The sequence below is a fragment of the Pseudomonas sp. KBN10P06128 genome (assembly GCF_037574945.1).
In the GTDB taxonomy this organism is placed as follows: Bacteria; Pseudomonadota; Gammaproteobacteria; order Pseudomonadales; family Pseudomonadaceae; genus Pseudomonas; species Pseudomonas aeruginosa.
On the sequence record NZ_JBBELR010000001.1, the window covers coordinates 790,543 to 815,411 of the forward strand.

The 24,869-nt window shown below is 59.7% G+C and carries 35 protein-coding genes; all 35 read left to right on the forward strand.

Going from position 1 to position 24,869, the window contains the following annotated elements; all coding sequences use genetic code 11:
• Nucleotides 1-56 precede the first annotated feature (56 nt).
• Complete coding sequence (rpoC, locus tag VQ065_RS03715; RefSeq protein ID WP_003093745.1) at nt 57-4,256, forward strand: DNA-directed RNA polymerase subunit beta'; 4,200 nt, start codon at nt 57-59, stop codon at nt 4,254-4,256.
• A 151-nt stretch (nt 4,257-4,407) separates the two neighbouring features.
• On the forward strand, nt 4,408-4,779 hold the full coding sequence (gene rpsL / locus VQ065_RS03720; protein ID WP_003093744.1) for a 30S ribosomal protein S12: 372 nt from the start codon (nt 4,408-4,410) through the stop codon (nt 4,777-4,779).
• A gap of 99 nt (nt 4,780-4,878) precedes the next feature.
• Nucleotides 4,879-5,349 (forward strand): 30S ribosomal protein S7, encoded by a 471-nt coding sequence (rpsG, locus tag VQ065_RS03725; RefSeq protein WP_003093742.1) that lies wholly within the window; start codon nt 4,879-4,881, stop codon nt 5,347-5,349.
• 30 nt (nt 5,350-5,379) lie between these two features.
• Complete coding sequence (gene fusA, locus VQ065_RS03730) at nt 5,380-7,500, forward strand: elongation factor G (RefSeq protein WP_003093741.1); 2,121 nt, start codon at nt 5,380-5,382, stop codon at nt 7,498-7,500.
• Nucleotides 7,501-7,530: 30 nt separating this feature from the next.
• Complete coding sequence (gene tuf, locus VQ065_RS03735; protein ID WP_003115146.1) at nt 7,531-8,724, forward strand: elongation factor Tu; 1,194 nt, start codon at nt 7,531-7,533, stop codon at nt 8,722-8,724.
• Nucleotides 8,725-8,880: 156 nt separating this feature from the next.
• Nucleotides 8,881-9,192, forward strand: coding sequence for a 30S ribosomal protein S10 (gene rpsJ, locus VQ065_RS03740; protein ID WP_003103876.1), 312 nt, complete (start codon nt 8,881-8,883; stop codon nt 9,190-9,192).
• Between the two features lie 82 nt (nt 9,193-9,274).
• A complete protein-coding gene (gene rplC, locus VQ065_RS03745) occupies nt 9,275-9,910 on the forward strand; it encodes a 50S ribosomal protein L3 (RefSeq protein ID WP_003103877.1) in 636 nt (211 codons plus the stop codon).
• A gap of 13 nt (nt 9,911-9,923) precedes the next feature.
• Nucleotides 9,924-10,526, forward strand: coding sequence for a 50S ribosomal protein L4 (gene rplD, locus VQ065_RS03750; RefSeq protein ID WP_003093737.1), 603 nt, complete (start codon nt 9,924-9,926; stop codon nt 10,524-10,526).
• The gene (gene rplW / locus VQ065_RS03755) at nt 10,523-10,822 is read left to right on the forward strand and encodes a 50S ribosomal protein L23 (RefSeq protein ID WP_003093736.1); all 300 of its coding nucleotides are present in this window, start codon (nt 10,523-10,525) and stop codon (nt 10,820-10,822) included. The genes rplD and rplW overlap by 4 nt, the downstream gene beginning before the upstream one ends.
• An 11-nt stretch (nt 10,823-10,833) precedes the next feature.
• The gene (gene rplB, locus VQ065_RS03760; protein ID WP_003103878.1) at nt 10,834-11,655 is read left to right on the forward strand and encodes a 50S ribosomal protein L2; all 822 of its coding nucleotides are present in this window, start codon (nt 10,834-10,836) and stop codon (nt 11,653-11,655) included.
• 16 nt (nt 11,656-11,671) lie between these two features.
• Nucleotides 11,672-11,947: a 30S ribosomal protein S19 gene (gene rpsS, locus VQ065_RS03765; RefSeq protein ID WP_003093734.1), complete on the forward strand. Its 276-nt coding sequence runs from the start codon at nt 11,672-11,674 to the stop codon at nt 11,945-11,947.
• 12 nt (nt 11,948-11,959) lie between these two features.
• The gene (gene rplV / locus VQ065_RS03770) at nt 11,960-12,292 is read left to right on the forward strand and encodes a 50S ribosomal protein L22 (protein WP_003103908.1); all 333 of its coding nucleotides are present in this window, start codon (nt 11,960-11,962) and stop codon (nt 12,290-12,292) included.
• Nucleotides 12,293-12,304: 12 nt separating this feature from the next.
• Nucleotides 12,305-12,991 carry a 30S ribosomal protein S3 gene (gene rpsC / locus VQ065_RS03775; protein ID WP_003093727.1) on the forward strand — a complete coding sequence of 229 codons (687 nt, stop codon included), beginning with the start codon at nt 12,305-12,307 and terminating at the stop codon, nt 12,989-12,991.
• A gap of 11 nt (nt 12,992-13,002) precedes the next feature.
• A complete protein-coding gene (gene rplP / locus VQ065_RS03780) occupies nt 13,003-13,416 on the forward strand; it encodes a 50S ribosomal protein L16 (protein ID WP_003093723.1) in 414 nt (137 codons plus the stop codon).
• Nucleotides 13,416-13,607, forward strand: a complete 192-nt coding sequence (gene rpmC / locus VQ065_RS03785) for a 50S ribosomal protein L29 (RefSeq protein ID WP_003093720.1) — start codon at nt 13,416-13,418, stop codon at nt 13,605-13,607. The genes rplP and rpmC overlap by 1 nt, the downstream gene beginning before the upstream one ends.
• A 2-nt stretch (nt 13,608-13,609) precedes the next feature.
• Nucleotides 13,610-13,876: a 30S ribosomal protein S17 gene (gene rpsQ, locus VQ065_RS03790; RefSeq protein WP_003093717.1), complete on the forward strand. Its 267-nt coding sequence runs from the start codon at nt 13,610-13,612 to the stop codon at nt 13,874-13,876.
• A gap of 23 nt (nt 13,877-13,899) precedes the next feature.
• Complete coding sequence (rplN, locus tag VQ065_RS03795) at nt 13,900-14,268, forward strand: 50S ribosomal protein L14 (RefSeq protein WP_003093714.1); 369 nt, start codon at nt 13,900-13,902, stop codon at nt 14,266-14,268.
• 12 nt (nt 14,269-14,280) lie between these two features.
• On the forward strand, nt 14,281-14,595 hold the full coding sequence (gene rplX, locus VQ065_RS03800) for a 50S ribosomal protein L24 (RefSeq protein WP_003093711.1): 315 nt from the start codon (nt 14,281-14,283) through the stop codon (nt 14,593-14,595).
• A 19-nt stretch (nt 14,596-14,614) separates the two neighbouring features.
• Nucleotides 14,615-15,154, forward strand: coding sequence for a 50S ribosomal protein L5 (rplE, locus tag VQ065_RS03805; protein WP_003093703.1), 540 nt, complete (start codon nt 14,615-14,617; stop codon nt 15,152-15,154).
• A 13-nt stretch (nt 15,155-15,167) separates the two neighbouring features.
• Entirely contained in the window at nt 15,168-15,473 is a 306-nt protein-coding gene (gene rpsN, locus VQ065_RS03810; protein ID WP_003093701.1) for a 30S ribosomal protein S14, read from the forward strand.
• A 187-nt stretch (nt 15,474-15,660) separates the two neighbouring features.
• Nucleotides 15,661-16,053: a 30S ribosomal protein S8 gene (rpsH, locus tag VQ065_RS03815; protein ID WP_003093700.1), complete on the forward strand. Its 393-nt coding sequence runs from the start codon at nt 15,661-15,663 to the stop codon at nt 16,051-16,053.
• A gap of 11 nt (nt 16,054-16,064) precedes the next feature.
• On the forward strand, nt 16,065-16,598 hold the full coding sequence (rplF, locus tag VQ065_RS03820) for a 50S ribosomal protein L6 (RefSeq protein ID WP_003093699.1): 534 nt from the start codon (nt 16,065-16,067) through the stop codon (nt 16,596-16,598).
• 10 nt (nt 16,599-16,608) lie between these two features.
• Complete coding sequence (gene rplR / locus VQ065_RS03825) at nt 16,609-16,959, forward strand: 50S ribosomal protein L18 (RefSeq protein ID WP_003093698.1); 351 nt, start codon at nt 16,609-16,611, stop codon at nt 16,957-16,959.
• A 3-nt stretch (nt 16,960-16,962) separates the two neighbouring features.
• Complete coding sequence (gene rpsE / locus VQ065_RS03830; protein WP_003093697.1) at nt 16,963-17,463, forward strand: 30S ribosomal protein S5; 501 nt, start codon at nt 16,963-16,965, stop codon at nt 17,461-17,463.
• 2 nt (nt 17,464-17,465) lie between these two features.
• Nucleotides 17,466-17,642, forward strand: coding sequence for a 50S ribosomal protein L30 (gene rpmD, locus VQ065_RS03835; protein WP_003093696.1), 177 nt, complete (start codon nt 17,466-17,468; stop codon nt 17,640-17,642).
• A gap of 3 nt (nt 17,643-17,645) precedes the next feature.
• Entirely contained in the window at nt 17,646-18,080 is a 435-nt protein-coding gene (gene rplO, locus VQ065_RS03840; protein ID WP_003093695.1) for a 50S ribosomal protein L15, read from the forward strand.
• Nucleotides 18,081-19,409 (forward strand): preprotein translocase subunit SecY, encoded by a 1,329-nt coding sequence (gene secY, locus VQ065_RS03845; protein WP_003093694.1) that lies wholly within the window; start codon nt 18,081-18,083, stop codon nt 19,407-19,409.
• A 28-nt stretch (nt 19,410-19,437) separates the two neighbouring features.
• The gene (rpmJ, locus tag VQ065_RS03850) at nt 19,438-19,554 is read left to right on the forward strand and encodes a 50S ribosomal protein L36 (protein WP_003093693.1); all 117 of its coding nucleotides are present in this window, start codon (nt 19,438-19,440) and stop codon (nt 19,552-19,554) included.
• 130 nt (nt 19,555-19,684) lie between these two features.
• On the forward strand, nt 19,685-20,041 hold the full coding sequence (gene rpsM, locus VQ065_RS03855) for a 30S ribosomal protein S13 (RefSeq protein WP_003093692.1): 357 nt from the start codon (nt 19,685-19,687) through the stop codon (nt 20,039-20,041).
• 18 nt (nt 20,042-20,059) lie between these two features.
• On the forward strand, nt 20,060-20,449 hold the full coding sequence (gene rpsK, locus VQ065_RS03860) for a 30S ribosomal protein S11 (protein ID WP_003093689.1): 390 nt from the start codon (nt 20,060-20,062) through the stop codon (nt 20,447-20,449).
• A 16-nt stretch (nt 20,450-20,465) separates the two neighbouring features.
• Nucleotides 20,466-21,086, forward strand: coding sequence for a 30S ribosomal protein S4 (gene rpsD, locus VQ065_RS03865; RefSeq protein ID WP_003093678.1), 621 nt, complete (start codon nt 20,466-20,468; stop codon nt 21,084-21,086).
• A gap of 22 nt (nt 21,087-21,108) precedes the next feature.
• A complete protein-coding gene (locus tag VQ065_RS03870; protein WP_003093675.1) occupies nt 21,109-22,110 on the forward strand; it encodes a DNA-directed RNA polymerase subunit alpha in 1,002 nt (333 codons plus the stop codon).
• Nucleotides 22,111-22,153: 43 nt separating this feature from the next.
• Nucleotides 22,154-22,543 (forward strand): 50S ribosomal protein L17, encoded by a 390-nt coding sequence (rplQ, locus tag VQ065_RS03875; protein ID WP_003093672.1) that lies wholly within the window; start codon nt 22,154-22,156, stop codon nt 22,541-22,543.
• A 280-nt stretch (nt 22,544-22,823) separates the two neighbouring features.
• A complete protein-coding gene (gene katA, locus VQ065_RS03880; RefSeq protein ID WP_003103909.1) occupies nt 22,824-24,272 on the forward strand; it encodes a catalase KatA in 1,449 nt (482 codons plus the stop codon).
• A 130-nt stretch (nt 24,273-24,402) separates the two neighbouring features.
• Nucleotides 24,403-24,867, forward strand: a complete 465-nt coding sequence (gene bfr, locus VQ065_RS03885; protein WP_003093668.1) for a bacterioferritin — start codon at nt 24,403-24,405, stop codon at nt 24,865-24,867.
• Nucleotides 24,868-24,869 lie beyond the last annotated feature (2 nt).

Here is a 24,869-nt window from a genome sequence, read left to right on the forward strand (position 1 = left end):
CTAGACGGTGCGGCTGGTCAAGGCCGGTCGCACCGGGTCCGTGAGGAGGAAAGGCCTTGAAAGACTTGCTTAATCTGTTGAAAAACCAGGGTCAAATCGAAGAGTTCGATGCCATCCGTATTGGCCTGGCTTCGCCCGAGATGATTCGTTCCTGGTCTTTCGGCGAAGTTAAAAAGCCGGAAACCATCAACTACCGTACCTTCAAGCCGGAGCGCGACGGCCTGTTCTGCGCCAAGATCTTCGGCCCGGTGAAGGACTACGAGTGCCTGTGCGGCAAGTACAAGCGCCTCAAGCACCGCGGTGTGATCTGCGAGAAGTGCGGCGTGGAAGTCGCCCTGGCCAAGGTGCGCCGCGAGCGCATGGGCCACATCGAGCTGGCTTCGCCGGTTGCCCACATCTGGTTCCTGAAGTCGCTGCCGTCCCGTATCGGCCTGCTGCTGGACATGACCCTGCGCGATATCGAGCGCGTGCTCTATTTCGAGAGCTACGTGGTGATCGATCCGGGCATGACCACCCTGGAAAAGGGCCAGCTGCTGAACGACGAGCAATACTTCGAGGCCCTCGAAGAGTTCGGTGACGATTTCGATGCTCGCATGGGCGCCGAAGCCGTTCACGAACTGCTCAACGCCATCGATCTGGAGCACGAGATCGGCCGCCTGCGCGAAGAGATTCCGCAGACCAACTCGGAAACCAAGATCAAGAAGCTGTCCAAGCGCCTGAAGCTGATGGAAGCCTTCCAGGGCTCCGGCAACAAGCCTGAGTGGATGGTCCTGACCGTCCTGCCGGTGCTGCCGCCGGACCTGCGTCCGCTGGTTCCGCTGGATGGCGGTCGCTTCGCGACTTCCGACCTGAACGACCTGTATCGTCGGGTGATCAACCGTAACAACCGTCTGAAGCGCCTGCTCGACCTGGCCGCTCCGGACATCATCGTGCGCAACGAAAAGCGCATGCTGCAGGAAGCCGTCGACGCCCTGCTCGACAACGGCCGTCGCGGTCGCGCCATCACTGGCTCGAACAAGCGTCCGCTGAAGTCGCTGGCCGACATGATCAAGGGCAAGCAAGGTCGCTTCCGTCAGAACCTGCTCGGCAAGCGCGTGGACTACTCCGGTCGTTCCGTGATCACCGTGGGCCCGACCCTGCGCCTGCACCAGTGCGGTCTGCCGAAGAAGATGGCCCTGGAGCTGTTCAAGCCGTTCATCTTCGGCAAGCTGGAAGGTCGTGGCATGGCCACCACCATCAAGGCCGCCAAGAAAATGGTCGAGCGCGAGCTGCCCGAGGTCTGGGACGTTCTCGCCGAAGTTATCCGCGAGCATCCGGTTCTCCTGAACCGTGCGCCGACCCTGCACCGTCTGGGCATCCAGGCGTTCGAGCCGGTCCTCATCGAAGGCAAGGCGATCCAGCTGCACCCGCTGGTCTGCGCCGCGTACAACGCCGACTTCGACGGTGACCAGATGGCCGTCCACGTTCCGCTGACCCTCGAGGCCCAGCTGGAAGCGCGCGCGCTGATGATGTCCACCAACAACATCCTGTCGCCCGCCAACGGCGAGCCGATCATCGTTCCGTCGCAGGACGTGGTAATGGGTCTGTACTACATGACCCGTGAAGCGATCAACGCGAAGGGCGAGGGCATGGCCTTCGCCGACCTGCAGGAAGTCGACCGCGCCTACCGCAGCGGCCAGGCGTCCCTGCACGCTCGCGTGAAAGTGCGCATCAACGAAAAGATCAAGGGTGAAGACGGCCAACTGACCGCCAATACCCGTATCGTCGACACCACCGTCGGCCGCGCGCTGCTGTTCCAGGTCGTTCCGGCCGGCCTGCCGTTCGACGTGGTCAACCAGTCGATGAAGAAGAAGGCGATCTCCAAGCTGATCAACCACTGCTATCGCGTGGTGGGTCTGAAGGACACCGTCATCTTCGCCGACCAGCTGATGTACACCGGTTTCGCCTACTCGACCATTTCCGGCGTGTCCATCGGCGTCAACGACTTCGTCATCCCGGACGAGAAGGCGCGGATCATCAACGCCGCCACCGACGAAGTGAAGGAGATCGAGAGCCAGTACGCCTCCGGCCTGGTAACCCAGGGCGAGAAGTACAACAAGGTGATCGACCTGTGGTCGAAGGCCAACGACGAAGTGTCCAAGGCGATGATGGCCAACCTCTCGAAAGAGAAGGTCGTCGATCGCGAGGGCAAGGAAGTCGATCAGGAGTCCTTCAACTCCATGTACATGATGGCTGACTCGGGTGCGCGGGGCTCCGCGGCCCAGATCCGTCAGCTGGCAGGTATGCGTGGCCTGATGGCCAAGCCGGACGGCTCGATCATCGAGACCCCGATCACCGCGAACTTCCGGGAAGGCCTGAACGTACTCCAGTACTTCATCTCCACCCACGGTGCTCGTAAGGGTCTGGCGGATACCGCGCTGAAGACCGCGAACTCCGGTTACCTGACCCGTCGTCTGGTCGACGTGGCCCAGGATCTGGTAGTGACCGAGATCGATTGCGGTACCGAGCACGGCCTGCTGATGTCGCCGCACATCGAAGGCGGCGACGTGGTCGAACCGCTCGGCGAGCGCGTGCTCGGCCGTGTGATCGCGCGCGACGTGTTCAAGCCGGGCAGCGACGAGGTCATCGTGCCGGCCGGCACCCTGATCGACGAGAAGTGGGTCGACTTCCTCGAGGTGATGAGCGTCGACGAAGTGGTGGTGCGTTCCCCGATCACCTGCGAAACCCGTCATGGCATCTGCGCCATGTGCTACGGCCGCGACCTGGCCCGTGGCCATCGCGTCAACATCGGCGAGGCGGTCGGTGTCATCGCTGCCCAGTCCATCGGTGAGCCGGGCACCCAGCTGACCATGCGTACCTTCCACATCGGTGGTGCGGCCAGCCGGACCTCCGCGGCCGACAACGTCCAGGTGAAGAACGGCGGCACCATCCGCCTGCACAACCTGAAGCATGTGGTTCGTGCCGACGGCGCGCTGGTCGCGGTTTCCCGTTCCGGCGAACTGGCGGTTGCCGACGACTTCGGTCGCGAGCGCGAGCGCTACAAGCTGCCGTACGGTGCGGTGATCTCGGTCAAGGAAGGTGACAAGGTCGACCCGGGCGCCATCGTCGCCAAGTGGGACCCGCACACCCACCCGATCGTCACCGAGGTGGACGGTACCGTGGCCTTCGTGGGCATGGAAGAGGGCATCACCGTCAAGCGTCAGACCGACGAACTGACCGGCCTGACCAACATCGAAGTGATGGATCCGAAGGACCGTCCGGCTGCCGGCAAGGACATCCGTCCGGCCGTGAAGCTGATCGATGCCGCGGGCAAGGACCTGCTGCTGCCGGGTACCGACGTACCGGCGCAGTACTTCCTGCCGGCCAACGCCCTGGTCAACCTGACCGACGGCGCCAAGGTGAGCATCGGTGACGTTGTCGCGCGTATCCCGCAGGAAACCTCGAAGACCCGTGACATCACCGGTGGTCTGCCGCGCGTTGCCGACCTGTTCGAGGCTCGTCGTCCGAAAGAGCCTTCGATCCTGGCGGAAATCAGCGGCACCATCTCCTTCGGCAAGGAGACCAAGGGCAAGCGCCGCCTGGTCATCACGCCGAACGATGGCAGCGATCCGTACGAGGAGCTGATTCCGAAGTGGCGTCACCTGAACGTGTTCGAAGGCGAACAGGTGAACCGCGGCGAAGTCATCTCCGACGGTCCGAGCAACCCGCACGACATCCTGCGCCTGCTGGGCGTGAGCTCGCTGGCGAAGTACATCGTCAACGAGATCCAGGACGTCTACCGTCTGCAGGGCGTGAAGATCAACGACAAGCACATCGAGACCATCCTGCGTCAGATGCTGCGCAAGGTCGAAGTCAGTGAGTCCGGCGACTCCAGCTTCATCAAAGGCGACCAGGTGGAACTCACCCAGGTGCTGGAAGAGAACGAACAGCTCGGTACCGAGGACAAGTTCCCGGCCAAGTACGAGCGGGTTCTGCTGGGTATCACCAAGGCCTCCCTGTCGACCGAGTCGTTCATTTCCGCGGCGTCGTTCCAGGAGACCACCCGCGTCCTCACCGAGGCGGCGGTCACCGGCAAGCGCGACTTCCTGCGTGGTCTGAAAGAGAACGTGGTCGTGGGTCGCCTGATCCCGGCCGGTACCGGTCTGGCTTACCACAGCGAGCGCAAGCGTCAGCGCGACCTCGGCAAGCCGCAGCGTGTGAGTGCCAGCGAGGCGGAAGCCGCACTGACCGAAGCGCTGAACTCGAGCGGTAACTAAGCATCAACGACAAGCCCCGGCTATCCCGATAGCCGGGGCTTTGTCTTGACGGTGTACAAGAACCTCTTTACTATTTTGTACCCCGAAAATTGGCAGGGCGCACGCTCTGTCATTTCGTTTGTGTGTCGTAAGACAATCAGTGGAGCTATAGATGGCAACTATCAACCAGCTGGTGCGTAAGCCGCGCAAGCGCATGGTCGACAAGAGCGACGTGCCTGCGCTGCAAAACTGCCCGCAACGTCGTGGCGTATGCACCCGCGTATACACCACCACGCCGAAAAAGCCGAACTCGGCACTGCGTAAGGTATGCCGTGTACGTCTGACCAACGGTTTCGAGGTTTCCTCGTACATCGGTGGTGAAGGTCACAACCTGCAAGAGCACAGCGTAGTGCTGATCCGTGGCGGTCGTGTAAAGGACCTTCCGGGTGTGCGTTACCACACCGTGCGCGGTTCGCTGGACACCTCGGGTGTCAAAGACCGTAAGCAGGGTCGTTCGAAGTACGGCGCCAAGCGTCCGAAGTAATAGCGTTTTTATATTTATCTGAGTCGATAAGAGTAAGGTCGGGCGTAACTTGACTGTTATGGTCCCGGGCTAACCTGAAGACCGTTTGAGGGCTTATCAATGCCAAGACGTCGTGTAGCGGCCAAGCGTGAAGTGCTGGCTGATCCGAAATACGGAAGCCAGATCCTGGCCAAGTTCATGAACCACGTGATGGAAAGCGGCAAGAAAGCCGTAGCCGAGCGTATCGTTTACGGTGCGCTGGACAAGGTGAAGGAACGCGGCAAGGCCGATCCCCTGGAAACCTTCGAAAAAGCTCTCGATGCCATCGCTCCGCTGGTCGAAGTGAAGTCCCGCCGCGTAGGTGGTGCGACTTACCAGGTTCCGGTCGAAGTCCGTCCGTCCCGTCGTAATGCCCTGGCCATGCGTTGGCTGGTGGACTTCGCCCGCAAGCGTGGCGAGAAGTCCATGGCTCTGCGCCTGGCTGGCGAGCTGCTGGATGCCGCTGAAGGCAAGGGCGCAGCAGTCAAGAAGCGTGAAGACGTGCACCGTATGGCAGAGGCCAACAAGGCCTTCTCGCACTACCGGTTCTAATCGCGCTGCCCAACCCCCGAGGACCTTATTGTGGCCCGTACTACACCCATCAACCGCTACCGTAATATCGGTATCTGTGCCCACGTTGACGCGGGCAAGACCACCACCACGGAGCGGGTTCTGTTCTATACCGGCGTCAACCACAAGCTGGGCGAAGTGCATGACGGCGCTGCGACCACCGACTGGATGGTGCAGGAGCAGGAGCGCGGTATCACCATTACCTCCGCTGCCGTTACCACCTTCTGGAAGGGCTCGCGCGGTCAGTACGACAACTATCGCGTAAACGTCATCGACACCCCCGGCCACGTAGACTTCACCATCGAGGTGGAGCGTTCCCTGCGTGTACTGGACGGCGCTGTCGTGGTGTTCTGTGGCACCTCCGGCGTAGAGCCGCAGTCGGAAACCGTATGGCGTCAGGCCAACAAGTACGGCGTACCGCGCATCGTCTACGTCAACAAGATGGACCGCCAGGGCGCGAACTTCCTGCGCGTCGTCGAGCAGATCAAGAAGCGCCTGGGTCATACCCCGGTTCCGGTCCAGCTCGCCATCGGCGCTGAAGAGAACTTCGTCGGTCAGGTCGACCTGATCAAGATGAAGGCCATCTACTGGAACGATGACGACAAGGGCATGACCTACCGCGAGGAAGAAATTCCTGCGGAGCTCAAGGACCTGGCCGAAGAGTGGCGTTCCAGCATGGTCGAGGCTGCGGCCGAAGCCAACGAAGAGCTGATGAACAAGTACCTCGAAGAGGGCGAGCTCTCCGAAGCCGAGATCAAGGAAGGCCTGCGTCTGCGCACCCTGGCGTGCGAGATCGTTCCGGCCGTCTGCGGTTCCTCGTTCAAGAACAAGGGCGTTCCGCTGGTTCTCGATGCCGTCATCGACTACCTCCCGGCTCCGACCGAGATTCCTGCGATCAAGGGCGTCAGCCCGGACGACGAGACCGTCGAAGACGAGCGTCATGCCGACGACAACGAACCGTTCTCGTCCCTGGCGTTCAAGATCGCTACCGACCCGTTCGTCGGTACCCTGACCTTCGCCCGCGTTTACTCCGGCGTCCTGAGTTCCGGCGACTCCGTCCTGAACTCGGTGAAAGGCAAGAAAGAGCGCGTTGGTCGGATGGTGCAGATGCACGCCAACCAGCGTGAAGAGATCAAGGAAGTGCGCGCAGGCGACATCGCTGCCCTGATCGGCATGAAGGACGTCACCACCGGTGACACCCTGTGCTCGATCGAGAAGCCGATCATCCTCGAGCGCATGGACTTCCCCGAGCCGGTAATCTCGGTCGCTGTAGAGCCGAAGACCAAGGCTGACCAGGAGAAGATGGGTATCGCCCTCGGCAAGCTGGCCCAGGAAGACCCGTCGTTCCGTGTCAAGACCGACGAAGAGTCCGGTCAGACCATCATCTCCGGCATGGGCGAGCTGCACCTGGACATCATCGTCGACCGCATGAAGCGCGAGTTCGGCGTCGAGGCCAACATCGGCAAGCCGCAGGTTGCCTACCGTGAGACCATCACCAAGGACAACGTGGAGATCGAAGGCAAGTTCGTTCGCCAGTCCGGTGGTCGCGGTCAGTTCGGTCATTGCTGGATCCGTTTCTCGGCCGCGGACGTGGACGAGAAGGGCAACATCACCGAAGGCCTGGTGTTCGAGAACGAAGTCGTGGGCGGTGTGGTTCCGAAGGAATACATCCCGGCGATCCAGAAGGGTATCGAAGAGCAGATGAAGAACGGCGTCGTTGCCGGCTATCCGCTCATCGGCCTGAAGGCTACCGTTTTCGATGGTTCCTACCATGACGTCGACTCCAACGAGATGGCGTTCAAGATCGCTGCTTCCATGGCGACCAAGCAGCTGGCCCAGAAGGGCGGCGGCAAGGTGCTCGAGCCGATCATGAAGGTAGAGGTGGTGACTCCTGAGGACTACATGGGTGACGTGATGGGCGACCTGAACCGTCGTCGTGGTCTGATTCAGGGGATGGAGGACACGGTTTCCGGTAAGGTTATTCGTGCCGAGGTTCCGCTGGGTGAGATGTTCGGTTATGCGACCGACGTGCGTTCCATGTCCCAGGGTCGCGCGAGCTACTCCATGGAATTCTCCAAATACGCCGAAGCTCCGTCGAACATCGTCGAAGCGCTGGTTAAAAAACAAGGTTGATTCAGCCCTTTAAGTAAGAGGTTTACTGTCGTGGCTAAGGAAAAATTCGAACGTAACAAACCGCACGTCAACGTCGGCACCATCGGTCACGTTGACCATGGCAAGACCACTCTGACCGCTGCACTGACCAAGGTCTGCTCCGACACCTGGGGTGGTTCCGCTCGTGCTTTCGATCAGATCGACAACGCGCCGGAAGAAAAGGCCCGCGGTATCACCATCAACACCTCGCACGTTGAATACGATTCCGCTGTTCGTCACTACGCTCACGTTGACTGCCCCGGTCACGCCGACTACGTGAAGAACATGATCACCGGTGCTGCCCAGATGGACGGCGCGATCCTGGTTTGCTCGGCTGCCGACGGCCCCATGCCGCAGACCCGCGAGCACATCCTGCTGTCCCGCCAGGTAGGCGTTCCCTACATCGTCGTGTTCCTGAACAAGGCCGACATGGTTGACGACGCCGAGCTGCTGGAACTGGTCGAGATGGAAGTTCGCGATCTGCTGAACACCTACGACTTCCCGGGCGACGACACTCCGATCATCATCGGTTCCGCGCTGATGGCGCTGGAAGGCAAGGATGACAACGGCATCGGCGTAAGCGCCGTGCAGAAGCTGGTAGAGACCCTGGACTCCTACATTCCGGAGCCGGTTCGTGCCATCGACCAGCCGTTCCTGATGCCGATCGAAGACGTGTTCTCGATCTCCGGCCGCGGTACCGTGGTAACCGGTCGTGTAGAGCGCGGCATCATCAAGGTCCAGGAAGAAGTGGAAATCGTCGGCATCAAGGCGACCACCAAGACCACCTGCACTGGCGTTGAAATGTTCCGCAAGCTGCTCGACGAAGGTCGTGCTGGTGAGAACGTTGGTATCCTGCTGCGCGGCACCAAGCGTGAAGACGTAGAGCGTGGCCAGGTTCTGGCCAAGCCGGGCACCATCAAGCCGCACACCAAGTTCGAGTGCGAAGTGTACGTGCTGTCCAAGGAAGAAGGTGGTCGTCACACCCCGTTCTTCAAGGGCTACCGTCCGCAGTTCTACTTCCGTACCACCGACGTGACCGGTAACTGCGAACTGCCGGAAGGCGTAGAGATGGTAATGCCGGGCGACAACATCAAGATGGTTGTCACCCTGATCGCTCCGATCGCCATGGAAGATGGCCTGCGCTTCGCGATCCGCGAAGGCGGCCGTACCGTTGGCGCCGGCGTGGTTGCCAAGATCATCGAGTAATCGCTGATCCTGCCATCAGAAAAGGGGCCCTTCGGGGCCCCTTTTTTCGTTCGTTGGTTAAATATTGACACCCTGTGGGGGCATCCGTACAATTGCGCCTCCTTTTAACGGGCGTAGTCCGTCCGTTGGGAATGGTAAATTGGAGTCTGAGGTCAAATGCAAAACCAACAAATCCGGATTCGGTTGAAGGCTTTTGACCATCGCCTGATCGATCAATCAACCCAGGAAATCGTGGAAACCGCGAAACGTACTGGTGCTCAGGTGCGTGGTCCAATCCCTCTGCCGACCCGCAAGGAACGTTTCACCGTGCTGATCTCTCCGCACGTCAACAAAGATGCGCGTGATCAGTACGAAATTCGTACACATAAGCGTGTACTGGACATCGTCCAGCCGACGGATAAAACCGTCGATGCGCTGATGAAGCTCGATCTTGCTGCAGGCGTTGAAGTACAGATCAGCCTCGGCTAATGCCTTCGGCATTGGTCGTGTAACGCTCTGAAATGGGCGGCCATAGCGGGTGAAAGCCCCGTACACTCAAGAGGTTTACAACATGACAATTGGTGTTGTCGGTCGTAAATGCGGCATGACCCGCATTTTCACCGAGGAAGGTGTCTCTATTCCGGTTACGGTCATCGAGGTCGAGCCGAATCGCGTCACCCAGTTCAAGACTGAAGAAACCGATGGCTACCGTGCAGTGCAAGTCACCGCCGGCGAGCGTCGTGCTTCTCGCGTTACCAAAGCGCAAGCTGGTCACTTTGCCAAGGCGAATGTCGCCGCCGGTCGCGGCGTGTGGGAATTCCGTCTGGGCGAAGAGCAGTATGCCGCTGGTGACCAGATCACTGTCGATCTGTTCCAGGCAGGCCAGATGGTAGACGTTACCGGCGAGTCCAAGGGTAAGGGCTTCGCGGGCACCATCAAGCGCTGGAACTTCCGTGGTCAGGATAACACCCACGGTAACTCCGTTTCCCACCGCGTCCCGGGTTCCATCGGCCAGTGCCAGACTCCTGGTCGAGTGTTCAAGGGCAAGAAAATGTCCGGTCATCTGGGTGCGGAGCGGGTAACCGTTCAATCCCTGGAGATCGTGCGCGTCGATGCTGAACGCAATCTGCTGCTGGTCAAGGGTGCCGTTCCCGGCGCTACCGGCGGTGATGTGATCGTGCGTCCGGCAGCCAAGGCTCGCGGTTAAGGGGGAAGCTGAGATGCAATTGAATGTGAACGGCGCTCAGGCTATCGAAGTCTCCGAGCGTACCTTTGGTGGCGAATTCAACGAGACCCTGGTGCACCAGGCAGTCGTGGCCTACATGGCTGGCGGCCGTCAGGGCAGCAAGGCGCAGAAGACTCGCTCCGAAGTCTCTGGTGGTGGCAAGAAGCCGTGGCGTCAGAAGGGCACCGGTCGTGCTCGCGCTGGCACCATCCGTAGCCCCATCTGGCGTGGGGGCGGCACCACTTTCGCCGCTAAACCGCGTAGCCACGAACAGAAGCTGAACAAGAAGATGTACCGCGCAGCACTGCGCTCCATCCTTGCCGAGCTCGTTCGTCTGGACCGTCTGGTCGTCGTTGCCGACTTCGCTGTCGATGCACCGAAAACCAAGGGCCTGGTTGCCAAGCTGGACACCCTGGGTCTGAAAGACGTGCTGATCGTGACCGATGGTGTCGACGAGAACCTGTACCTCGCTGCGCGCAACCTGGCGCACGTCGATGTACGTGATGTCCAAGGTTCCGACCCCGTCAGCCTGATCGCCTACGACAAGGTGCTGGTCACCGTGTCCGCCGTGAAGAAGTTCGAGGAGCTGCTGGGATGAACCAGGAACGCGTATTCAAAGTGCTGCTTGGTCCGCACATCTCCGAGAAAGCCACGGGTCTCGCGGACGGCAAGAGCCAATTCGTTTTCAAGGTTGCCACCGATGCAACCAAGCTGGAAATCAAGAAGGCCGTAGAAAGCCTGTTCAGCGTGAAGGTACAGCGCGTCACTACCCTGAACGTCAAGGGTAAGACCAAGCGCACCGCTCGCGGTCTGGGCAAGCGTAACGACTGGAAAAAAGCGTACATCGCTCTCCAGCCGGGCCAAGATCTCGATTTCGCCACCAGCGCTGAGTAAAGGGGTGCATCATGGCAATCGTTAAGTGCAAACCGACTTCCGCTGGTCGTCGCTTTGTCGTCAAGGTGGTGAATCAGGAGCTGCACAAAGGCGCTCCCTACGCACCGCTGCTGGAAAAGAAATCCAAGTCTGGCGGCCGTAACAACAACGGTCGTATCACCACCCGTCATATCGGTGGTGGTCACAAGCAGCACTACCGTCTGGTCGACTTCCGTCGCAACAAGGATGGCATCCCTGCCATCGTTGAGCGCGTCGAATACGATCCGAACCGCACTGCACACATCGCTCTGCTGAAGTATGCAGACGGCGAGCGTCGCTACATCATCGCCCCCAAGGGCGTTGCTGCAGGTGACCAGCTGATCTCCGGTATCGGTGCGCCGATCAAGGCAGGCAACAGCATGCCTCTGCGCAACATCCCGGTGGGTAGCACTGTTCATGGTATCGAGCTGAAGCCGGGTAAAGGCGCTCAGATCGCTCGCTCCGCTGGCGCTTCCGCCCAGCTGGTCGCGCGTGAAGGTGCGTACGTAACCCTGCGTCTGCGCTCCGGTGAAATGCGTAAAGTCCTGGCTGAGTGCCGTGCGACCCTGGGCGAAGTCTCGAACTCCGAGCACAGCCTGCGTTCGCTGGGTAAAGCCGGTGCTACGCGCTGGCGTGGTGTTCGCCCGACCGTTCGCGGCGTGGCGATGAACCCGGTCGACCACCCGCATGGTGGTGGTGAAGGCCGTACCTCTGCTGGTCGTCATCCGGTATCGCCGTGGGGTCTTCAGACCAAGGGTAAGAAGACTCGCTCGAACAAGCGTACCGATAACATGATCGTCCGCCGCCGCAAGTAAATAGAGGGATACCACAGTGCCACGTTCACTGAAAAAAGGTCCGTTTATCGATCTTCACCTGTTGAAGAAGGTCGAAGTCGCGGTGGAAAAGAACGACCGCAAGCCGATCAAGACCTGGTCGCGTCGTTCGATGATTCTGCCGCATATGGTTGGTCTGACCATCGCCGTGCACAACGGCCGTCAACACGTACCGGTTCTCGTCAACGAGGACATGGTCGGCCACAAACTGGGCGAGTTCGCCGCTACCCGCACCTACCGCGGGCATGCTGCGGACAAGAAAGCCAAGCGTTAAGGGGTAAGGAAGATGGAAGTAGCCGCTAAGCTGTCGGGCGCTCGTATCTCCGCCCAGAAAGCCCGCTTGGTCGCCGACCAGATCCGCGGGAAGAAGGTGGGCGAAGCGCTCAACCTCCTGGCTTTCAGCAGTAAGAAAGCCGCCGAGATCATGAAGAAAGTGCTGGAGTCGGCCGTTGCCAACGCTGAGCACAACGAAGGCGCCGATGTGGATGACCTGAAGGTCTCCACCGTCTTCGTCAACGAAGGTCGTTCGCTCAAGCGCATCATGCCGCGTGCCAAAGGCCGTGCTGATCGCATCGTGAAGCGGTCTTGCCATATCACGGTCAAGGTTGCGGACAAGTAACGGAGTCGACAGATGGGTCAGAAAGTACATCCCAATGGCATTCGCCTGGGTATCGTCAAGGAGCACACCTCCGTTTGGTACGCAGACCGCAAGAACTATGCGGATTACCTGTTTGCCGACCTGAAGGTGCGTGAGTACCTCCAAGACAAACTAAAAAGCGCGTCCGTAAGCCGTATCGATATTCATCGTCCGGCTCAAACCGCACGCATCACCATCCACACCGCTCGTCCCGGCATCGTGATCGGCAAGAAAGGTGAAGATGTTGAGAAACTGCGCCAGGACCTGACCAAGCAAATGGGTGTGCCCGTGCACATCAACATCGAGGAAATCCGCAAGCCGGAACTCGATGCCATGCTGGTTGCGCAGAGCGTAGCCCAGCAGCTGGAGCGTCGCGTAATGTTCCGTCGCGCCATGAAGCGCGCCGTACAGAACGCCATGCGCATTGGTGCCAAGGGCATCAAGATTCAGGTCAGCGGTCGTCTGGGTGGGGCTGAAATCGCCCGTACCGAATGGTATCGCGAAGGTCGTGTGCCCCTGCACACCCTGCGCGCCGATATCGACTATGCCACCTACGAAGCGCACACCACTTACGGTGTGATCGGTGTCAAGGTTTGGATCTTCAAGGGCGAGGTCATCGGTGGCCGCCAGGAAGAGCTGAAGCCGGTAGCACCCGCTCCTCGTAAAAAAGCTGCTAGGTAAGGAGTACGCAAATGCTGCAACCCAAGCGTACGAAGTTCCGCAAACAAATGACCGGCCACAACCGTGGTCTGGCTCATCGTGGTAGTAAGGTCAGCTTCGGTGAGTACGCACTGAAGGCCACTAGCCGTGGCCGCCTTACTGCTCGTCAGATCGAGTCCGCGCGTCGTGCGCTGACCCGTCACGTGAAGCGTGGCGGCAAGATCTGGATCCGCGTATTCCCTGACAAGCCTGTCACCAAGAAGCCCCTCGAAGTTCGTATGGGTAAAGGTAAGGGTGGGGTCGAGTACTGGGTAGCCCAGATCCAGCCGGGCAAGGTCCTGTACGAGATCGAGGGTGTTTCCGAAGAGCTGGCGCGTGAGGCTTTCGCCCTGGCTGCTGCAAAGCTGCCCCTCGCCACCTCCTTTGTTAAGCGGACGGTGATGTGATGAAAGCGAATGAACTTCGTGAAAAATCCGTTGAGCAGCTGAACGAGCAACTGCTCGGCCTGCTGCGCGACCAGTTCAATCTGCGCATGCAGAAAGCAACTGGCCAGTTGGGGCAGTCTCACCTGCTCTCGCAGGTTAAGCGCGACATCGCTCGCGTTAAAACTGTGCTCAATCAGCAAGCAGGTAAGTGATCATGGCTGAAGCTCAGAAAACCGTCCGTACGCTGACCGGCCGCGTCGTCAGCGACAAAATGGACAAGACCGTCACCGTACTGATCGAGCGTCGCGTCAAGCACCCGATCTACGGCAAATACGTCAAGCGTTCGACCAAACTGCACGCACACGACGAATCCAATCAGTGCCGCATTGGTGACCTGGTCACCATTCGCGAAACCCGTCCGCTGGCCAAGACCAAGGCCTGGACCCTGGTTGATATCGTTGAACGCGCGGTGGAAGTCTAAGGACTAGGGGTCGGAGAAATTATATGATTCAGACTCAATCCATGCTCGATGTCGCTGACAACAGCGGCGCGCGTCGTGTGATGTGCATCAAGGTGCTCGGCGGTTCCCACCGCCGTTACGCCGGCATCGGCGACATCATCAAGGTCACCGTCAAGGAAGCGATTCCGCGCGGCAAAGTGAAGAAGGGCCAGGTCATGACTGCCGTGGTCGTTCGCACCAAGCACGGCGTACGTCGTACCGACGGTTCCATCATCCGCTTCGACGGCAACGCCGCCGTCCTGCTGAACAACAAGCAGGAGCCGATCGGCACCCGTATCTTTGGGCCAGTGACTCGTGAACTCCGTACCGAGAAGTTCATGAAGATCGTCTCGCTCGCCCCCGAAGTGCTGTAAGGAGTAGCCGTCATGCAAAAGATTCGTCGTGACGACGAAGTAATCGTCATTGCCGGCAAGGACAAGGGCAAGCGTGGCAAGGTGCTGAAGGTTCTCGCTGACGACCGTCTGGTCGTCGGCGGGGTGAACCTGATCAAGCGCCACACCAAGCCCAATCCGATGCTCGGCCAACAGGGCGGTATCGTCGAGAAGGAGGCGCCTCTGCACGTCTCCAACGTCGCCATCTTCAATACTGAAACCAGCAAGGCTGACCGCGTTGGCTTCAAGGTAGAAGACGGTAAGAAAATTCGTGTCTTCAAGTCGACCCAGAAACCGGTTCAGGCTTGAGGCTGCTAGGTAGATCACCATGGCACGATTGAAAGAAATTTATCGGAAGGAAATCGCGCCCAAGCTGAAAGAAGAGCTTCAGCTGGCGAACGTGATGGAAGTTCCGCGCGTTACCAAAATCACCCTGAACATGGGTCTTGGCGAGGCGGTCGGTGACAAGAAGATCATCGAGAACGCCGTAGCCGATCTGGAAAAGATCACTGGTCAGAAGCCGGTCGTGACTTACGCTCGTAAGTCCATCGCAGGCTTCAAGATCCGTGAAGGCTGGCCGATCGGCGTCAAGGTCACCCTGCGTAGCGACCGGATGTACGAGTTCCTGGATCGTCTGCTGTCCATCTCCCTGCCGCGCGTGCGTGACTTCCGCGGCCTGAATGCCAAGTCCTTCGATGGTCGCGGCAACTACAGCATGGGCGTGAAAGAGCAGATCATCTTCCCGGAAATCGATTACGACAAGATCGATGCGCTGCGTGGCCTGGACATCACCCTGACCACCACCGCTCGTACGGATGACGAAGGTCGCGCCCTGCTGCGTGCTTTCAAATTCCCGTTCCGTAACTGATTGGAGTAGGAACATGGCTAAAGAGAGCATGAAGAACCGCGAGCTGAAGCGTCAGCTGACGGTAGCCAAGTACGCCAAGAAGCGTGCCGAGCTGAAAGCGATCATCGCTAATCCGAACTCCTCTGCGGAAGAGCGTTGGAATGCCCAGGTCGCCCTGCAGAAGCAACCGCGTGACGCCAGCGCCAGCCGCCTGCGTAACCGTTGCCGCCTGACCGGTCGTCCGCACGGCTTCTACCGCAAGTTCGGCCTGAGCCGTAACAAGCTGCGCGAAGCCGCCATGCGCGGCGACGTACCGGGTCTGGTGAAAGCCAGCTGGTAATCGCAGCGAACGGTCGCCAGTCGGCACCGTTGATCGCGACATCGAATCAAGCCCCTCATGGGGCTTGATTCGTTTTGGCGTGATCTCTAGAATACCCGGCTCCCCTGAGCCTGGGTTTGTTTCGCCTGGCGTTTATGGGCGAATTGAAGTTGAAGGCTTATTCTTTTGTATCAGGAGCGTTAAGCCCATGAGTATGCAGGACCCGTTAGCAGACATGCTAACTCGCATCCGTAATGCCCAGATGGCTGAAAAGACCGTCGTAAGCATGCCGTCCTCGAAACTGAAAGCGGCGGTAGCCAAAGTCCTGAAGGACGAAGGCTATATTGCGGATTTCCAGATCAGCTCGGAAGTAAAACCCCAGCTGTCCATCGAACTGAAGTACTTCGAAGGCAAGCCTGTCATCGAAGAGGTCAAGCGCATCAGCCGTCCTGGCCTGCGTCAGTACAAATCCGTTGAGCAACTGCCGAAAGTTCGTGGCGGCCTCGGTGTGTCGATCGTCTCCACCAACAAAGGTGTGATGACCGATCGTGCTGCCCGTGCTGCTGGTGTTGGCGGCGAAGTGCTCTGCACTGTGTTCTAAGGGGAATCAGCATGTCTCGCGTTGCTAAGAACCCCGTCAAGCTGCCTGCCGGCGTTGAAATCAAACTGGCTGGTCAGCAACTGTCCATCAAGGGCGCCAAAGGTGCTCTGGAGCTCAAGGTCCATCCTTCGGTCGAAGTGATCCAGGACAGCGGTGAGCTGCGTTTTGCTGCGCGTAACGGCGACCAGCAGACTCGCGCCATGGCTGGTACCACCCGTGCTCTGGTGAACAACATGGTAGTCGGCGTCAGCCAGGGCTTCGAGCGCAAGCTCCAGCTGGTCGGCGTTGGTTACAAAGCGCAGGCCAAGGGCCAAGTGCTGTCCCTGTCCCTCGGCTTCTCCCATCCGGTTGATTACGAACTGCCGGCCGGCATCGTCGCTGAGACCCCCAGCCAGACCGATATCCTGATCAAGGGTATCGACAAGCAGCTGGTCGGTCAGGTTGCTGCCGAAATTCGCGACTTCCGTCCGCCGGAGCCTTACAAAGGCAAGGGCGTGCGTTACGCCGACGAAGTCGTCCGTCGTAAAGAAGCCAAGAAGAAGTAGGGCATAGCAAATGAGCGTCAAGAAAGAAACCCGTCTGCGTCGCGCTCGCAAGGCACGCCTGAAGATGCGCGAGCTGGAAACCGTACGCCTCTGCGTGTACCGCTCTTCCCAGCACATTTACGCCCAGGTCATTGCGGCCGACGGCGGCAAGGTCCTGGCCAGCGCCTCGACCCTGGACAAAGACCTGCGCGAAGGTGCCACTGGCAACATCGATGCAGCCAAGAAAGTTGGTCAACTGGTCGCCGAGCGCGCCAAAGCGGCCGGCGTCACCCAGGTGGCGTTCGATCGTTCTGGCTTCAAGTACCACGGCCGTGTGAAAGCGCTGGCTGATGCCGCTCGTGAAGGCGGACTGGAGTTCTAAGTTATGGCAAACAACGAGCAAAAGCGCGACGAAGGCTACATCGAGAAGCTGGTTCAGGTTAACCGCGTCGCCAAAACCGTAAAAGGTGGCCGTATCTTCGCTTTCACCGCACTGACCGTGGTGGGTGATGGCAAGGGTCGCGTTGGTTTCGGTCGTGGCAAGGCGCGTGAAGTGCCGGCCGCCATCCAGAAAGCAATGGAAGCCGCTCGCCGCAACATGATCCAAGTCGATCTGAACGGCACCACCCTGCAGTATCCGACCAAGTCCGCCCATGGCGCCTCCAAGGTGTACATGCAGCCGGCTTCGGAAGGTACCGGCATCATCGCCGGCGGCGCCATGCGTGCCGTTCTGGAAGTGGCTGGTGTGCAGAACGTCCTGGCCAAGTGCTATGGCTCCACCAATCCGGTGAACGTGGTTTACGCCACCTTCAAGGGCCTGAAGAACATGCAGGCTCCGGAAGCAGTAGCGGCCAAGCGTGGCAAGAGCGTCGAGGAGATTCTCTAACCATGGCAACTGTCAAAGTCACTCTGGTCAAGAGCCTGAACGGCCGTCTGGCCAACCACAAGGCTTGCGTCAAGGGTCTCGGCCTGCGTCGCATCAATCATACCGTCGAAGTTCAGGACACTCCTGAGAACCGCGGCATGATCAACAAGGCCTACTACCTGCTGCGTGTGGAGGGTTAATCCATGCAACTGAACGATCTGCGTTCCGCGCCGGGTGCCCGTCGCGAAAAGCACCGTCCGGGCCGTGGCATCGGTAGCGGTCTGGGCAAGACCGGTGGCCGTGGTCACAAAGGTCTGACCTCCCGCTCCGGTGGCAAGGTCGCTCCGGGCTTCGAGGGTGGTCAACAGCCTCTGCACCGTCGCCTGCCGAAGTTCGGCTTCGTTTCCCTGAAGGCCATGGATCGTGCTGAAGTGCGCACCTCCGAACTGGCCAAGGTCGAAGGCGACGTCGTCAGCCTGCAGACCCTGAAGGATGCCAACCTGATCAACCAGCACGTACAGCGCGTCAAAGTCATGCTGTCCGGCGAAGTTGGTCGTGCGGTCACCCTGAAAGGTATCGCCGCCACCAAGGGTGCGCGTGCGGCTATCGAAGCAGCTGGCGGTAAATTCGAGGACTAAATGGCTAAGCAAGGTGCTCTCTCTGCGCTAAGCAACGGCGGTCTGTCCGAGCTCTGGGCACGTCTGCGTTTCCTGTTCCTGGCGATCATCGTCTATCGGATCGGCGCGCACATCCCAGTTCCGGGCATCAACCCCGATCGCTTGGCGGCACTGTTCCGGCAGAACGAGGGGACCATTCTTAGCCTCTTCAACATGTTTTCCGGCGGCGCGCTGGAGCGCATGAGTATCTTTGCACTGGGGATCATGCCGTACATCTCGGCATCGATCATCATGCAGCTCATGACCGCTATCAGCCCGCAGCTGGAGCAGTTGAAGAAAGAGGGTGAGTCTGGGCGTCGCAAGATCAGCCAGTACACCCGCTACGGTACTGTAGTCCTGGCACTGGTCCAGGCCATCGGCATGTCCGTTGGCCTGGGCAGCCAGGGCGTAGCCTTCTCCAACGACTTCGGCTTCTACTTCGTGGCTGTCACCACCTTCGTGGCTGGTGCCATGTTCATGATGTGGCTGGGCGAGCAGATCACCGAACGCGGTGTCGGCAACGGCATCTCGATGTTGATCTTCGCTGGTATCGTTGCAGGCCTGCCGCGCGCCATCGGTCAGTCTTTCGAGTCTGCCCGTCAAGGTGACATCAACATCTTCGCCCTGATCGGCGTCGGCCTGCTGGCCGTGGCGATCATCGCGTTCGTGGTGTTCATCGAGCGTGGCCAGCGTCGCATCGCGGTGCATTACGCCAAGCGCCAGCAAGGCCGCAAGGTGTTTGCAGCGCAGACCAGCCATCTGCCGTTGAAGGTGAACATGGCGGGTGTGATTCCCGCGATTTTCGCCAGCAGTATCCTGCTGTTCCCGGCGTCCCTGGGCTCCTGGTTCGGTCAGTCGGAAGGCTTGGGTTGGTTGCAGGACGTCGCGCAAGCGATCGCTCCGGGGCAGCCGCTGAACATCTTGCTGTTCACTGCAGGGATCGTTTTCTTCTGCTTCTTCTATACAGCGCTGATGTTCAACCCGAAGGACGTGGCGGAGAACCTCAAGAAGTCCGGTGCATTTATTCCGGGCATCCGTCCGGGCGAACAGTCCGCTCGCTACATCGATGGCGTGCTGACCCGTTTGACCATGTTCGGTGCTCTGTACATGACGGCTGTCTGCCTGCTGCCCCAGTTCCTGGTGGTTGCGGCGCACGTGCCGTTCTATCTTGGCGGGACCTCGCTGTTGATCGTGGTCGTGGTTGTCATGGACTTTATGGCCCAGGTGCAATCTCACCTCGTTTCTCACCAGTATGAATCCCTGATGAAGAAAGCCAACCTGAAGGGCTACGGCAGCGGCATGCTGCGCTGATAGACCCGTAAGGTTCGAGGAGTTGGTGATGAAAGTTCGTGCATCGGTCAAGAAGCTGTGCCGTAACTGCAAAATCATCCGTCGCGATGGCATCGTGCGGGTGATCTGCAGCGCGGAACCGCGTCACAAGCAGCGCCAAGGCTGATTGTGATCCACGCGTGATAACCCGGCAGCTAGTGTGCTGCCGGGTTGATTATTTGCTATTACAGCGCTAATATCCGCGCCCTTTCTTGGCTTCCTGGGCGCAGGGTAGCTGTCAATTGGAGTTTTTCTGAATGGCCCGTATTGCAGGCGTCAACATTCCGGATAACAAGCACACTGTTATCTCGCTGACCTACATCTATGGTGTTGGTCGCACTACTGCTCAGAGCATCTGCGCAGCCACCGGCGTAAACCCGGCTGCCAAGATCAAGGACCTGAGCGACGAGCAGATCGATCAGCTGCGTAACGAAGTCGCGAAGATCACCACCGAAGGTGACCTGCGTCGCGAAATCAACATGAACATCAAGCGTCTGATGGACCTCGGTTGCTACCGCGGTCTGCGTCATCGTCGCGGTCTGCCGGTTCGCGGTCAGCGTACCAAGACCAACGCGCGTACCCGCAAGGGCCCGCGTAAGCCGATCCGCAAGTAATCGCGTAGGAATCTAGTCATGGCAAAACCTGCTGCTCGTCCCCGTAAGAAAGTCAAAAAGACAGTGGTCGATGGGATCGCCCACATCCACGCGTCTTTCAACAACACCATCGTGACCATCACCGACCGTCAGGGCAACGCACTGTCCTGGGCGACCTCCGGTGGTTCCGGTTTCCGCGGCTCGCGTAAGAGCACCCCGTTCGCTGCCCAGGTAGCGGCCGAGCGTGCCGGCCAGGCTGCCCTGGAATACGGTCTGAAGAACCTGGACGTCAACGTCAAGGGCCCGGGCCCGGGCCGCGAGTCCGCCGTTCGCGCTCTGAATGCTTGCGGCTACAAGATCGCCAGCATCACCGACGTAACCCCGATCCCGCATAACGGCTGCCGTCCGCCGAAAAAGCGTCGCGTGTAATAGGAGACAGTGAGAAATGGCTCGTTACATTGGTCCCAAGTGCAAACTGTCTCGCCGTGAAGGCACCGACCTGTTCCTGAAGAGCGGCGCCCGCGCCCTCGACTCGAAGTGCAAGGCTGAAAACGTTCCTGGCCAGCATGGCCAGCGTCGTGGCCGTCTGTCCGACTACGGTCTGCAGCTGCGTGAAAAGCAGAAAGTACGTCGCATCTACGGCGTGCTGGAGCGTCAGTTCCGCGGTTACTACCAGGAAGCTTCCCGTCGCAAGGGTTCTACCGGTGAGAACCTGCTGCAACTGCTCGAGTGCCGCCTGGACAACGTCGTATACCGCATGGGCTTCGGTTCCACTCGTTCGGAATCCCGCCAGCTGGTATCCCACAAGGCCATCACCGTCAACGGTCAGACCGTCAACATCCCTTCCTACCAAGTGAAGGCCGGTGACGTCGTAGCTGTTCGCGAAAAATCGAAGAACCAGCTGCGTATCGCTCAGGCTCTGGAACTCTGTGGCCAGCGCGGTCGCGTCGAGTGGGTCGAAGTCGACCTCGACAAGAAGGCTGGTACCTTCAAGAGTGCTCCGGCTCGCAGCGACCTGTCCGCTGATATCAACGAAAACCTGATTGTCGAGCTCTACTCCAAGTAAGGGCTAGAAAATAGGTGCATCCATGCAGAGTTCGGTAAATGAGTTCCTGACCCCCCGCCACATCGATGTGCAGGTGGTCAGTCAAACCCGCGCCAAGATCACGCTCGAGCCTCTCGAGCGTGGTTTTGGTCACACCCTGGGCAACGCGCTGCGTCGCATCCTGTTGTCCTCCATGCCTGGCTGCGCAGTGGTCGAGGCCGAGATCGACGGCGTACTCCACGAGTACTCGGCGATCGAAGGTGTGCAGGAAGATGTAATCGAGATCCTGCTGAACCTGAAAGGTCTGGCCATCAAGCTGCACGGTCGTGATGAAGTGACGCTGACCCTGGCTAAGAAGGGCTCGGGTGTTGTGACTGCTGCCGATATTCAGCTGGATCACGATGTTGAGATCATCAACGGTGACCACGTTATCGCCAACCTGGCAGACAACGGCGCGCTGAACATGAAGCTGAAGGTAGCTCGTGGCCGTGGCTACGAGCCTGCCGACGCACGTCAGAGCGATGAAGACGAAAGCCGCAGCATCGGCCGTCTGCAGCTCGACGCATCGTTCAGCCCGGTCCGTCGTGTCTCCTACGTGGTGGAAAACGCCCGTGTCGAGCAGCGCACCAACCTGGACAAACTGGTCCTGGACCTGGAAACCAACGGCACTCTGGATCCCGAAGAGGCTATCCGTCGCGCCGCTACCATCCTGCAACAGCAGCTGGCAGCGTTCGTGGACCTCAAGGGCGACAGCGAACCCGTCGTTGAAGAGCAGGAAGACGAGATCGATCCGATCCTCCTGCGCCCGGTCGATGACCTGGAACTGACCGTACGTTCGGCCAACTGCCTGAAGGCGGAAAACATCTACTACATCGGTGACCTGATCCAGCGCACCGAAGTGGAGCTGTTGAAAACGCCGAACCTGGGCAAGAAGTCCCTGACCGAAATCAAGGACGTTCTGGCTTCCCGTGGTCTGTCCCTCGGTATGCGCCTCGATAACTGGCCGCCGGCAAGTCTTAAGAAAGACGACAAGGCCACTGCCTGATCGTCGTAACTACCGAACGTAAAGTTTGGAAAGGAATTGAACCATGCGCCATCGTAAAAGTGGTCGTCACCTGAGCCGCACCAGCGCGCACCGCAAGGCTATGTTCCAGAACATGGCGGTGTCGCTGTTCGAACACGAACTGATCAAAACCACCCTGCCCAAGGCCAAGGAACTGCGTCGCGTTGCCGAGCCGCTGATCACCCTGGCCAAGGAAGACAGCGTCGCCAACCGTCGCCTGGCTTTCGACCGTACCCGTTCGAAAGCTGCCGTTGGCAAGCTGTTCAACGACTTGGGCAAGCGCTACGCCAACCGTCCGGGCGGCTACCTGCGCATCCTGAAGTGCGGTTTCCGCGCTGGCGACAACGCCCCCATGGCGTACGTCGAGCTGGTTGATCGTCCTGTCGGCGGTGAAGTCGTAGAAGCTGCCGAATAAGGCATCTGCTGCACAAGAAACCGGGCCCAGGCCCGGTTTTTTATTACCTGCCTTAAAGTTTTTATCTATCGGCTCGCTGTCTTTAATAAATTGGATTGTGGGAGGGCTGTCATTCATCCTTAACCTGCTTTTACGAAAAGCTACGTTCGGATAAGCGAGATCAATGCAAAGGGCGCTTGGTTCAGCCGACAGGTTGTCCTCCGCCAATCCCTGGTCCACGCTGATGATTTCCGTGTAGCCGCTTCGCTTCATAGCACGTTAGCCGTTGAGGAGAGAGTAAATGGAAGAGAAGACCCGCCTGACCACTGCCGCTGGCGCACCGGTGGTCGATAACCAGAACGTGCAGACCGCCGGTCCGCGTGGCCCGATGTTGCTGCAGGACGTGTGGTTCCTCGAGAAGCTCGCCCACTTCGATCGCGAAGTGATCCCCGAGCGACGCATGCATGCGAAAGGCTCCGCGGCCTACGGCACCTTCACCGTCACCCATGACATCACCCCCTACACCCGGGCGAAGATCTTCTCCCAGGTCGGCAAGAAGACCGATATGTTCCTGCGCTTCTCCACCGTCGCCGGTGAGCGTGGCGCGGCGGATGCCGAGCGAGACATCCGCGGCTTCTCCATGCGTTTCTACACCGAGCAGGGCAACTGGGACCTGGTCGGCAACAACACCCCGGTGTTCTATCTGCGCGACCCGCTCAAGTTCCCCGATCTCAACCACGTGGTGAAGCGTGACCCGCGCACCAACCTGCGCAATGCGACCTTCAAGTGGGACTTTTTCTCTCACCTCCCCGAGTCGCTGCATCAGTTGACCATCGACTTCAGCGACCGCGGCCTGCCGAAGAGCTATCGGCACATCCATGGTTTCGGCAGCCATACCTTCAGCTTCATCAATGCGAACAACGAGCGCTTCTGGGTCAAGTTCCACTTCAAGACCCAACAGGGCATCGAGAACCTGACCAACGCCGAGGCCGCCGAAGTGATCGCCCAGGACCGTGAGAGTTCGCAGCGCGACTTGTACGAGAGCATCGAGAAAGGCGACTTCCCGCGCTGGAAGATGTACGTGCAGATCATGCCCGAGAAGGAAGCGGCCACCTATCGCTACAACCCGTTCGACCTGACCAAGGTCTGGCCCCACGGTGACTACCCGTTGATCGAAGTGGGCTTCTTCGAGCTGAACCGTAACCCGGACAACTACTTCGCCGAGGTCGAGCAGGCCGCTTTCACGCCGGCCAACGTGGTGCCCGGTATCGGTTTCTCGCCGGACAAGATGCTCCAGGGCCGTCTATTCTCCTACGGCGACGCCCATCGCTATCGCCTGGGCGTCAACCACCACCAGATCCCGGTGAACGCCGCGCGTTGCCCGCACCAGGTCTACCACCGCGATGGCGGCATGCGGGTGGACGGCAACAACGCCCATCAGCGCGTCACCTACGAGCCGAACAGCTTCAACCAGTGGCAGGAGCAGCCTGACTTCTCCGAGCCGCCGCTGAGCCTGGAGGGCGCGGCGGACCACTGGAACCACCGGGTGGACGACGACTACTACAGCCAGCCCGCCGCGCTGTTCCATCTGTTCACCGACGAGCAGAAGCAGCGGCTGTTCGCCAACATCGCCGAAGACATCCGCGATGTACCGGAACAGATCCAGCGTCGCCAGATCGGCCTGTTCCTCAAGGTCGATCCGGCCTACGGCAAAGGCGTCGCCGACGCCCTCGGCCTGAAGCTGGACTGATGGCCTGATGAGGCCCCCGGCCCCCTTCCTAGGAAGGGGGCTTTTTTATCTGCATTGGCTTGACCCGGATCAGGCGGAGCCGGGAGCATATGCGGCTAGATTCCTAGTTTTCTCCAGGGAGAGCCCCCCGATGCAAGGCCATCCGGAAGTCATCGATTACCTCAACACGCTGCTGACCGGCGAGCTGGCCGCGCGCGACCAGTACTTCATCCACTCGCGCATGTACGAGGACTGGGGCTTCAGCAAGCTCTACGAGCGCCTCAACCACGAGATGGAGGAGGAGACCCAGCATGCCGACGCCCTGCTGCGCCGTATCCTCCTGCTCGAAGGTACGCCGCGCATGCGTCCCGACGATATCCACCCGGGCACCACGGTGCCGGAGATGCTCGAGGCCGACCTCAAGCTCGAGCGCCATGTCCGCGCCGCGCTGGCCAAGGGCATCGCCCTCTGCGAGCAGCACAAGGACTTCGTCAGCCGCGACATCCTCAAGGCCCAGTTGGCCGACACCGAGGAAGACCACGCCTACTGGTTGGAGCAACAGCTTGGCCTGATCGCCAGGATGGGCCTGGAGAACTACCTGCAATCGCAGATCTGACC